This is a genomic window from Desulfobulbus rhabdoformis, from assembly GCF_016919065.1.
In the GTDB taxonomy this organism is placed as follows: Bacteria; Desulfobacterota; Desulfobulbia; order Desulfobulbales; family Desulfobulbaceae; genus Desulfobulbus; species Desulfobulbus rhabdoformis.
In genome coordinates, this window is the sequence record NZ_JAFFQA010000082.1 from 1 (window position 1) to 8,685 (window position 8,685).

11 protein-coding genes are annotated in these 8,685 nt (G+C 44.9%); 7 read left to right on the forward strand and 4 right to left on the reverse strand.

All coding sequences use genetic code 11. The features are described 5' to 3' along the window. Positions 1 to 114: 114 nt before the first annotated feature. The gene (locus JWJ90_RS21925; protein WP_205229358.1) at positions 115 to 498 is read left to right on the forward strand and encodes a hypothetical protein; all 384 of its coding nucleotides are present in this window, start codon (positions 115 to 117) and stop codon (positions 496 to 498) included. Positions 499 to 501: 3 nt separating this feature from the next. Here JWJ90_RS21925 and JWJ90_RS21930 read toward each other — a convergent pair whose 3' ends face one another. Beyond that, positions 502 to 1,707, reverse strand: a complete 1,206-nt coding sequence (locus JWJ90_RS21930; protein WP_205229359.1) for a multidrug effflux MFS transporter — start codon at positions 1,705 to 1,707, stop codon at positions 502 to 504. Between the two features lie 170 nt (positions 1,708 to 1,877). On the opposite strand from JWJ90_RS21930, the gene trhA reads away from it, so the two are divergent. Further along, positions 1,878 to 2,528 carry a PAQR family membrane homeostasis protein TrhA gene (gene trhA / locus JWJ90_RS21935; RefSeq protein WP_205229360.1) on the forward strand — a complete coding sequence of 217 codons (651 nt, stop codon included), beginning with the start codon at positions 1,878 to 1,880 and terminating at the stop codon, positions 2,526 to 2,528. Positions 2,529 to 2,948: 420 nt separating this feature from the next. Here the strand turns inward: trhA and JWJ90_RS21940 are convergent, their stop codons facing one another. Beyond that, positions 2,949 to 3,164 (reverse strand): hypothetical protein, encoded by a 216-nt coding sequence (locus JWJ90_RS21940; protein WP_205229361.1) that lies wholly within the window; start codon positions 3,162 to 3,164, stop codon positions 2,949 to 2,951. 145 nt (positions 3,165 to 3,309) lie between these two features. Beyond that, entirely contained in the window at positions 3,310 to 3,645 is a 336-nt protein-coding gene (locus JWJ90_RS21945) for a DUF6951 family protein (protein WP_205229362.1), read from the reverse strand. Between the two features lie 399 nt (positions 3,646 to 4,044). Here JWJ90_RS21945 and JWJ90_RS21950 point away from each other — a divergent pair, with 399 nt between their 5' ends. The 5 genes from JWJ90_RS21950 (at position 4,045) to JWJ90_RS21970 (ending at position 8,385) form a co-directional block, all read left to right on the forward strand. After that, positions 4,045 to 4,737, forward strand: coding sequence for a hypothetical protein (locus tag JWJ90_RS21950; protein WP_205229363.1), 693 nt, complete (start codon positions 4,045 to 4,047; stop codon positions 4,735 to 4,737). Between the two features lie 75 nt (positions 4,738 to 4,812). Further along, positions 4,813 to 5,232 (forward strand): O-methyltransferase, encoded by a 420-nt coding sequence (locus JWJ90_RS21955; protein ID WP_205229364.1) that lies wholly within the window; start codon positions 4,813 to 4,815, stop codon positions 5,230 to 5,232. 642 nt (positions 5,233 to 5,874) lie between these two features. Continuing rightward, positions 5,875 to 6,438, forward strand: a complete 564-nt coding sequence (locus tag JWJ90_RS21960) for an RNA polymerase sigma factor (RefSeq protein ID WP_205229365.1) — start codon at positions 5,875 to 5,877, stop codon at positions 6,436 to 6,438. A gap of 328 nt (positions 6,439 to 6,766) precedes the next feature. Beyond that, positions 6,767 to 7,666, forward strand: coding sequence for a signal peptidase I (gene lepB / locus JWJ90_RS21965; RefSeq protein WP_205229366.1), 900 nt, complete (start codon positions 6,767 to 6,769; stop codon positions 7,664 to 7,666). Positions 7,667 to 7,782: 116 nt separating this feature from the next. Then, positions 7,783 to 8,385 (forward strand): hypothetical protein, encoded by a 603-nt coding sequence (locus JWJ90_RS21970; protein ID WP_205229367.1) that lies wholly within the window; start codon positions 7,783 to 7,785, stop codon positions 8,383 to 8,385. A gap of 102 nt (positions 8,386 to 8,487) precedes the next feature. On the opposite strand, the gene JWJ90_RS21975 is transcribed toward JWJ90_RS21970, so the two are convergent. After that, positions 8,488 to 8,685 (reverse strand): hypothetical protein (locus tag JWJ90_RS21975; protein WP_205229368.1); only part of this gene is annotated, 198 nt, incomplete at its 5' end.

Below are 8,685 nucleotides of genomic sequence, written 5' to 3' on the forward strand. Positions count from 1 at the left end.
TGCAATCCACGACCACACCACGTGGTGATCATTTTTCTTACTTTGACTGGTAGAGACTTTCTCGTTACTGGTAATGCTTCATGAGAATTTAAGCGGATTTTCGGGGCGGCGGGAATGCGAATCTACACGGTCAATGCGCAGCGTTTGGGAATGGTTGCTTTTACATTTTTGCTGGGAGGCATACTGGTTTCCCTGCAGCGGGGTTCTATTGCTCTTTTCCTGCTGACAAGTGCATGTGCCGGTATTGCACAAGGGGCAACGCTGACCGGAAGTATACGCTCCCTTTTAACGGGTGTTGCCCCTAGCGAGCGTGCCGGGATTTTATCTCTTATCTACGCAACTTCCTATGCCGGAGCTGCAGTCTCAAGCTTTATAGCGGGGCAACTTGCGCATCATCTGGATTTGTTTCATATTGCTCTTTGTTACCTGGGACTTGCTGTTCTCGCCTGTTGCATAACCCTGATTTTTGCCCGAAGCCCTCAAGCTTCGGAGGGGTAGCCTTCATTGCTGATCTGTAACTGCTGTTCCTGTTTTTTCTTGGAGTTCTCTCTGCCGTTTAAACAATTTGAAGGATCCAGCCAGCGCAATGGTATTGGTTAGAATAGCCAAAATTGCAATGACTTGAATTGTATCTTTCCAGCCAAGGGAGATAAACCAGGCGGCAAAGGCGCCGAGGACAAAATAGAAAAAAACCATAAGAGAGGAGGCTGCACCGATGCCGTGATCAACCTGTTCCAGAACAAGATGATTGCTCGGCGGTCGCCCCAGGCCAAAGAAAAATGAGAGGATTCCCATGGGCAGGGCAAAGCTCCATGGACCATGGGATATTTGCAGAAGCAAGACGATCCCTCCCAGCAACATTCCGCTAAAACTGATTAACATCAGGTTCTCTGATGAAATTCTTTTCTGTGCCTGCGAGCAGGCAAACGATCCAGCCATGAGCGAGAGGGCATTAAAGGCAAAATAATAGCCAAAAACCTGCGGGCTCAAGCCAAATTGAGTCATGTAAATATCCTTGGCTGAACCGATAAAAGCAAAAGGCGCCCAGACAATAAAAGAGAAGAGAAGCACCAGGGTGCAGTAGCCTCGGTTCCGCAGGAGCTGGAGATACATGGACATGGCAGCTCCAACCCCTCCTGTCGATGGCTGTTGCAAAGGCTCTTCCATGAGTAAAACCCCTATCAGGGAGAGAAGGCCGAGGATCGTCTGGGCAAAAAATATCCAATGCCAGGAGAGCACAGCAAGTAACAGGCCACCGATTACCGGAGCAGACATGGGAGCCAAAGCCATGATGATGCCCATGTAGGCGAGAATTCGTTGGCGTTCGTGTCCGCTATACAGATCTTTGGTGATCGCCATGGCGATAACCGTACTGGATGCAGCTCCAACGCCCTGAAGTATCCTCAGAACAATGAGGGGATAAATGGTATTGACAAATCCACTGATAAAACTCGCGATTACATAAATGACAATACCTGCGATGAGGGGCGGTTTTCTTCCAAATCTGTCGGAGATTGGTCCGTAAAGCAGCATACCAAAACAGAACCCCAGTAAAAAACCGGATAAGGTCATGTTGAGCATGGTCGTTGACTGTCCCCAGGCCTTTTCCAAAAGCGGCATGGCAGGCAGATACATGTCGGTGGAGAGGGGCGGATAAGCCGCAAGTAAGGCAAGGAGTAAGAACGTGCGAAGTGAATTATTTTTCATAGGAGCACAGGGGTATACTTAATCTGCTAACTGTTAAGTGCAGTGAGTTTGCATTGATGGTTACTGAGGCGTATCGCTTTGACTGGCAGGCACCTATCAATGGTGGTACTCTTCCAATACGTGTATGAAACCAAAATTCTAGAGAAGGGGGTTCCCTTTCAAGGAGAATCATGGCTACTTCAATCCTTCATTCCCGTTACACCCCAAAAGAAGAGCGAGCCAACAGTTGGACCCATGGTTTTGGCACAGCCCTTGCCGTTGCAGGTCTGGTGATTCTCGTCGTTTTTTCCTGTTTATACGGCACAGTATGGCATGTGGTGAGCTGTTCTGTTTTTGGTGCGTCCCTCATTTTATTGTACCTTGCCTCGACCCTCTATCACGCTGTACCCCATAAAAATGCTAAAGAGATTCTGCGTATTATCGATCATGCTGCCATTTTGATCCTCATTGCCGGAACCTACACTCCCATTTCCTTGGTAAGCCTGCGTGGCCCCTGGGGGTGGTCCCTGTTCGGCGCAATTTGGGGATTAGCCCTGTTGGGGATTGTGATTGAAACAACCTGGTTGCGTCGTTATCGTGCTGCCATGATAGGCCTCTATGTGACCATGGGCTGGGCAGTGGTGGTGGCAGTCAAACCCATGCTCCGTAATATAGAACAGGGTGGCTTATGGCTGTTGCTTTCTGGAGGGCTCGCCTATACTGGCGGCATTGTCTTTTATCTCTGGCGCCGTCTCCCCTTTAACCACGCAATTTGGCATCTCTTTGTTTTAGCGGGAAGCATTCTGCATTACTGTGCAATACTTTTTTATATAGTGCTTTAGGGAATTGGTGCGAAATAGAGGAGAGGAATTACAAGACGGTCGCGTGTTACATAAATGGGGTACTTACTTGATAAAGAGGGCCTCTTGATGAGTGGTGGCTGACCATGAGGCCCTTCTTGCATACTGAAGGATGCCAACTTTTTAAAGCCCGCACCCTCAACGGAAATCGTTAATGGGAACAGCTCGGCCTTTCAAATGCCATTTCAAGATCGATCATCTCCATGGCTCGTTCTGTAGCACGTATTCTGGAATCGCCACCGAGCCGAACATGGCTGATATTGCCACATGGATCGGTAATATCAAATGAAAAATTCGAGCACTTGTCTACGCACTCTTTCACAGTAATATTCCAACCTTTATACGTGTTTGTGTTCAAATCGTTCATATGGAACCTCCAGCAAGTGTTGGAGAAAGCGAGATTTAATGGGTTAAGCAGTGGTTCCCATAGGCAGTTTCGTTATCAATGGTTTTCATTGCTTTGTCCAATGCCTTTTCTCTTGTCTCGCCACCCAGAGGAACACGTTGCACTTTGCCACATGGATCGGTCAGGTCGAAAGAAAAATAGGAGCAGAGAACTTCACACTCATGAACTCGAATATTCCATCCTTTGTAGGTCTTTGTATTTGCATTTGCCATGGTATTTCTCCTTGATTTTGCAGAGGATCATTCCACTTATTGACAACATAAGCCTATTTTAAGGAAATGCAAATAGTTATTAAAACTATATGATGGTACATTTCTGGCCGCGTCTCATTAGCCATCGTTTCGTTTTTCTTTGTTATTACGCCTCGCTAAAGGTAATCGTTGCATCCTTTGCGATGGCAAGTCCCGTACACGTCTCCAGCCCTTTGAGCACTCCGGCAATAACTGGGCAGGAAAGGTGAGGAATCGTCTGAAGAGCAGTCTCCAAGACCTGTGATTGATACTGTCCATTTCCTCGATTTTTGAAGAGTTCAGAGAGGGTATCAATGGGGAGCCCACCTAACTGCTCATTCACGGCTTTCCAGTTGGGGCATTGGGTTTCAAGTTGAAAACTTGCAGTATAGCCTTCGATTTTTCTTACCGAGACTGTTGTTGTTAAACCGCATATACCTGCGTTGATTTGTACCTGAATCATAAGACGACCTTCATGAATTTGTAGTGAACCCGCCTGGTTCTGTAACTGGCATTTTGGGAAGGAACACGTTGCGACCAGAGGGCTAGTGTTTTCCCTGTTACGTTCTCCTACCATGCAACAAGGTGAGAATTCCTGCGCAGTGGTTTTTTAGACTTAACACTATGAGAAGTCCGTCTATCAGTGTCAACGACTAATGGGAATCTTGAATAATTGCTTTTTCTGCCAATCTCTGCGTTATGCGAAAAATTTTATCCTCGGAATATCATGTATATGCCTGCGGTAAAATTTTTTGCATGCCTTGACCTTGATTGAAAAATCTAATTATTCAAGCCCCCCTAATGCACGAATTGATTGTCAAGGCAATGGAATTGGCCTCCATAGAAATTTTGATGCCACCCGGTGGCATATGGGGATTGGTTTTTTGCCCAAGGAGGGGTTTCAGATTTTCCTAAAATGGAATACCGTCGGTTGGCATTGGATCAGATTTTGCTCAAAAAAAATCCAGAACCGGGAAGAAATATGCCAATAAGTACTGAGTATATAGAAGTATTTAAGAGGGAGACAGAACCACTTGTTAAAATAAAGTTAAAAAATCTTTTTGAGAAAAAAGATCTCTACCAATCAGTTGCCCTGGATGCCAATTATCTCTATTCATCGCTGATACCTGTTGTAAAAGGGAAACATGAGTCGGTTTACGTGATTGGTGAGGACAGAAATATATCAAAGAATGAAATACCGGAACAAATTGAAACCCAGCTAAAAGAGGTGGCCTTTGATTTTCTGAGAAAGACTCCGCTCAATGAGGTGTTTATCGATCAGGCGCAAAATATTGGGCTTGAATTCACGGTTGATGCCATTAGAACATTTTGCAACTCTCAAGAATGCGGAAAAATCACCTTCCACAGCATATATAAACATCCGATAGTCATTGCCTCGTATGAGGATATACATGGAAATATCCAACAAATCCTCTCATTTACTTTTTTTTGTAAGGAATGCAAAAAGGAACTGGTCAGTTATCTGGTCAGAAGAGATGGCGTCATGTTCACTCTGAGTGGGAGGACGCCGCTGGCTCATTGTCGGGATGCCTAGAACAGCTTAAAAAATATTTTGCGGGGTATGAACGACCAGCACTGCGTTGATCCTTAAAGGCTTAAAGGAGAGAAAATGGATTTAGATTATTTTCTGAAGGAGTTGGAACAAAAGGGGATTCATAATGATGAAATCCAAGCAGACAGGGCTCTGAAATATCTCAACATCACGAGAGATACCGGTGAATTTCTTCGAGTCCTGGTCCGTGCGACTCGTGCAAGCAAAATTCTAGAAATTGGAACCTCAAACGGGTATTCAACCCTCTGGTTAGCTTCCTCCATTCCTCCAGCTGGAACTGTAACTACAATTGAATACTCAGATCGAAAAACAAAAGAGGCGTTGTCAAATTTTGAAAGGGTAGGGCTTGCCAACAAAATAGCTCTTTTACAGGGAGACTCAAAACGAGAATATCGAAGGTTGAGCGTGATTACGGCATGTAACCAAGGCAGTAAACTCCTTCCTGCAGAAGCTTGTAGAAGGAAAGCAAAAAAGTAGTATCTTACTATATACTCAGGCCGAACAATCGCTCAATAAATTTGAAACCGCAACAGTAAACAGTAACGTATCCAACGATTAAACAACACCGCCATCTCTCCTCTCTCTCCTGAATACATAGTCATCAAAATAGTCTGGAAATTAATTTTCTCTATGCAATTTTGATACAAATCATTATTCAAGATCTGATGTTGATCCTCCAACTGCTTTTCTAATTCATCTCTGCTAGCAAAAGTGTTCAGATTTCTTTTGTCGATAAATTCCATTGCGCTTGGGCTATTTTAAGGGCAGGCTACCCAACCAGCTAATCAAATAGATTTAAAAAAAGAACATAGGAGGGAACCTTTTCCACCTCCAATGTGTATAACAGAATAAATACCTTTGCATGGGCAATGAGTGGTCACGGACCATGATGTACAATCATCATATTATGAAAGAAGTCATCGCTACTATTGCCATAATAGCTGCGTGAGAAGCTCTCTTGTCCTGAGCTAGAGCGCCCCTTATGCCTTACCCCACTCCGATACTCAGGCGAAGCCGAAGAAATATCATATTTTCCCCTTCGGAAACAGTAGGTAGCGTGCAAAGGTCGTCATTATTAATCGTGCTTCGCCCCAGGCAGGAGTACTCTAAGGAAAAGCAATGGAACAGGACCTCTTGCAAGACAGTATCAGGCGGATTCAAAACGGCGAGCCCCAGGCGTTTCAGGTCATTGTGGAGAAATACAAATACTCTTTGTTTGTCTGGGTGACCAGGTTTTTAGGAACTGCTGATCCTGTTGATGCCGAGGATATTGTCCAGGAAATATTTCTATCCGCATACACCCATATTCAATCCTATGATCCTGCAAAGGCTGGGATTTGCACCTGGTTATTCGGCATTGCCAAGAATCTTTGTCTCAATGAGCTAAGGAAACAACGCCCGGAACCCAGAGCGGATTTTGACGAGGTCAGCTCACCAAATGACCCCGCCCTAACCCTGCAGCAAAGAGAAATACATCATAAATTGGACCAGGCTTTGAACAATCTCTCCCCTGAGCATCGATCTGTATTTATTTTGTACGATTTATTGGGGTTTAGCCATAGGGAGATCAGTGTCATCGAAAAGATATGCATCGGCACCGTCAAATCTCGGCTGTCCAGGGCAAGAAAAGAACTTCGAAAAAATTTGAACCAGTACTGGCGACAGTATGAGGAAAAAGCATGAATGAGAAGGAACGCATATACACCGATTGGAAGACATCCAGGTCCAAGGTGGATCTGCCAGATGGATTTTCGGAGCGAGTGATGACGAAGGTTGTTAAACAGGAGCAGATCAAGGCTAGTAAATCTGGATCCAGTACCTTTAGGTCACTTTTTGAAATGGCTGTTCGAATTCTTATGGGAATAGGCCTGTCAGCCCTCGGGATCTTGCGGGTTGCCTGTTTAGTCGGCGGCCTGATGAGACCTTAGTCCAAGTTATTCAGCAGGGAGGGGGGGCACCAATCTGGTAGGGTGAAGTACAACACGAATTATTCCACCGGAAAGGGGGAATCATGAAAAAAAGAAAACCGTATATTGCATTGCTGTTCTCCATCTTGACCCCTGGGTTGGGGCATATTTATTGTGGAAGACCGCTTAAAGGTCTGCTTCTTTTTGGCTGCACAGTAGTTTATTTTCCCCTCGCCTGGCTCATAGAAATGGCTGGGGCAAGAGGCACCAGTTTCTATATCGCTTTCATGGCGGTCCTGCTGTTTTCCGCTCTGGCTATGCTCTATGCAATCGGTGATGCTTTTTTCCTGGCCAAACGCAAGCGAGAAGAGATGCGAGCAGGGCCTTTTAACCGGTCCTGGGTTTATATTTTGATTATCCTGGCTGGCCTGACTACCAGCTGGGCGTTCCCTCTGAACATTAAAAGTAACTTGGTGCAGGCATTCAGGATTCCGTCTAGTGCCATGACTCCAAGTGTCTTGATCGACGACTACCTGTTTGCCGATAAGGCACTGTATAAAAAACGGTTGCCTCGGTATGGAGAAATAGTTGTTTTTATCTATCCGGAAGATCGCCAAAAATACTTTATCAAAAGGGTAATCGGTCTTCCCGGAGATCGAATTGAAGTAAGGGGGGATGAGGTGATTGTCAATGGTCACCCTCTGGCCCATGTCCTGAAAACACAAGCCACGTTCAATGGTGCTAAAGGCCCCATCAAGGGTGCTGTGGTTGAAGAGACGTTGGCTGATAGGACCTATTCTATTCTGCTGACAAAATCAAAACAGTCCAATAAGCATATGGGTCCATTTATTGTACCGGCCAACCATTGTTTTGTTCTGGGTGATAACCGCAATAACAGCCTTGACTCCAGGCATTTCGGGCCAGTTCCTTTGGTTGATGTGCTGGCTCGTGCCGATTTCATTTACCTCCCGGCTGGGAAGTGGTCACGCTTCGGGAAAATTTAAATATCTAATTGAGTCGCCGTGCATTAATTTTTCCCACTAAAGTCTATTTTTCTTTCTGCCGAAAAGATAAGAAAATGCGAGCAGTTTTGTTTCACATATGAACAGGGAAGGTGATTATGTCGATAACAGCGAATCTACAAAGCGTTTTTTCCTCTTACAGTGCGGTATCAAAACACGAATTCTATGAGAAAGAATCTTCTTCGGAGAAAGAACATGGCCTGACTGTTGATACGGTGTCGCTGTCTGCACAAGTTGTATCAACAGATGTCAGCAAGGATTCCAGCTCAACAACGGTAGATGCTGTCGCAGAATCAATTTCCGTGGAAAAAACAACGGTGCTCTATGACGGTTATGATATCTCAGGCTTTGACCTTGAAAATATTTCTCCCGATGATCTTCGTTTTTTAAGCAATATTCTCTATAATAGTGATGTCCTTTCAGAAACAGAATGGCTCAGCCTTCATTCCATTGCGTTTCACCATTTAACCGCCAACGGTCATGTCGTTAACAATAATAACAGCCCGTTTAACCTTGTAAACGATCTTCAGGATCTTGACTCAGGGCACTATAAAGTAGTGTCTACCAGTGCATGGGGTGGGGAAAAAATTGATTATGCCTCAAGCGGCATTGCCGACAACCTGTTGCTACGTCTTTTATCGCTGCCGATTGAAAAAGTAGAATCTGAATATAAGTCCACTAACTTGAGTATCGAAGCCTAAATACAAGAAAGAGAATCACAGAGCAACGAGATACAAACCGACCTGCGAGCAGCCGGTATCCCGCTGTAATGGATAGCAAATAATACTGGTACGCTTTGATATTCAACGGCATGTAATGGTGAATATAAAATCCCTGGCATCGCAGGGCGTGATCTGATAGCCGTTATCGTTATGAGTTATGCTCGAAAGTGGTGTTTGAGGGGACTCTAAAAGAAAAATGACGTATCCTGTTGGAAACAGTTCGCCAAAACTCACTTCCAACAAAAAAGGATACGTCATGAGTGAAGGTAAAATCATTTC